The 1,632-nt window shown below is 53.2% G+C and carries 1 rRNA gene; it reads left to right on the forward strand.

Annotation, left to right across the window (positions count from 1 at the left end):
* Positions 1-62 precede the first annotated feature (62 nt).
* Positions 63-1,624: ribosomal RNA gene (locus ACZSMY_RS23125) — 16S ribosomal RNA — on the forward strand.
* Positions 1,625-1,632: the final 8 nt, after the last annotated feature.

Below are 1,632 nucleotides of genomic sequence, written 5' to 3' on the forward strand. Positions count from 1 at the left end.
ACCTCGTTTTTCTTAAAAAATAAGTCAGAAGTTGACTTCTGAAAGCTAATGTTTCAAACACTTTTATGGAGAGTTTGATCTTGGCTCAGGACGAACGCTGGCGGCGTGCCTAATACATGCAAGTCGAGCGCGGGAAGCGAACGGAACTCTTCGGAGGGAAGTTCGTGGAACGAGCGGCGGACGGGTGAGTAACACGTAGGCAACCTGCCTGTAAGACTGGGATAACTCGCGGAAACGCGAGCTAATACCGGATAACACTTTCTATCACCTGATGGAAAGTTGAAAGGCGGCTTTTGCTGTCACTTACAGATGGGCCTGCGGCGCATTAGCTAGTTGGTGAGGTAACGGCTCACCAAGGCGACGATGCGTAGCCGACCTGAGAGGGTGATCGGCCACACTGGGACTGAGACACGGCCCAGACTCCTACGGGAGGCAGCAGTAGGGAATCTTCCGCAATGGACGAAAGTCTGACGGAGCAACGCCGCGTGAGTGATGAAGGTTTTCGGATCGTAAAACTCTGTTGTCAGGGAAGAACAAGTACGATAGTAACTGATCGTACCTTGACGGTACCTGACCAGAAAGCCACGGCTAACTACGTGCCAGCAGCCGCGGTAATACGTAGGTGGCAAGCGTTGTCCGGAATTATTGGGCGTAAAGCGCTCGCAGGCGGTTCTTTAAGTCTGATGTGAAATCTTGCGGCTCAACCGCAAACGTGCATTGGAAACTGGAGGACTTGAGTGCAGAAGAGGAGAGTGGAATTCCACGTGTAGCGGTGAAATGCGTAGAGATGTGGAGGAACACCAGTGGCGAAGGCGACTCTCTGGTCTGTAACTGACGCTGAGGAGCGAAAGCGTGGGGAGCGAACAGGATTAGATACCCTGGTAGTCCACGCCGTAAACGATGAGTGCTAGGTGTTAGGGGGTTTCCGCCCCTTAGTGCTGAAGTTAACGCATTAAGCACTCCGCCTGGGGAGTACGGCCGCAAGGCTGAAACTCAAAAGAATTGACGGGGACCCGCACAAGCGGTGGAGCATGTGGTTTAATTCGAAGCAACGCGAAGAACCTTACCAGGTCTTGACATCCTTTGACCGCTCTAGAGATAGAGTTTTCCCTTCGGGGACAAAGTGACAGGTGGTGCATGGTTGTCGTCAGCTCGTGTCGTGAGATGTTGGGTTAAGTCCCGCAACGAGCGCAACCCTTAATCTTAGTTGCCAGCATTTAGTTGGGCACTCTAAGGTGACTGCCGGTGACAAACCGGAGGAAGGTGGGGATGACGTCAAATCATCATGCCCCTTATGACCTGGGCTACACACGTGCTACAATGGACGGAACAAAGGGAAGCGAACCCGCGAGGTCCAGCAAATCCCATAAAACCGTTCTCAGTTCGGATTGCAGGCTGCAACTCGCCTGCATGAAGCCGGAATCGCTAGTAATCGCGGATCAGCATGCCGCGGTGAATACGTTCCCGGGTCTTGTACACACCGCCCGTCACACCACGAGAGTTCGTAACACCCGAAGTCGGTGAGGTAACCTTTTGGAGCCAGCCGCCGAAGGTGGGACGAATGATTGGGGTGAAGTCGTAACAAGGTAGCCGTATCGGAAGGTGCGGCTGGATCACCTCCTTTCTAAGGAT

This window comes from Oceanobacillus sp. B139/18 (assembly GCF_055524595.1).